1 protein-coding gene is annotated in these 228 nt (G+C 29.4%); it reads right to left on the bottom strand.

Features of this window, described 5'->3' with window-relative positions; translation table 11 throughout:
• Nucleotides 1–228: hypothetical protein (locus V7068_RS21140; RefSeq protein WP_499714428.1), on the bottom strand; the 228-nt coding region annotated here is incomplete at both ends.

The raw sequence follows: 228 nt of genomic DNA, 5'->3' as shown, positions 1-228 counted from the left end.
TTTTTGTAATTCTATAAATAAGATATTGACCTACTGCAAAAAGACCTGCAAAATACGCCCCTGTAAAACAAAGTATTAATGTATCGCTATTATTTAAACTTGCAGGGAAATCTATTGGATTTTGTAAAAACCCTAATAATAGAGGTCCAAGAATTCCAGATAAAATATAGCACAACAAGGAATAGACCCATTTTGCTTTTATAAATCTACTTGTAAAATAATCAATGG

This window comes from Bacillus sp. JJ634, from assembly GCF_036962285.1.
Taxonomy (GTDB): domain Bacteria; phylum Bacillota; class Bacilli; order Bacillales; family DSM-1321; genus Peribacillus; species Peribacillus asahii_A.
Note: the sequence above shows the minus strand (reverse complement) of the source record. Positions and strands in the feature narration are given on the sequence as shown.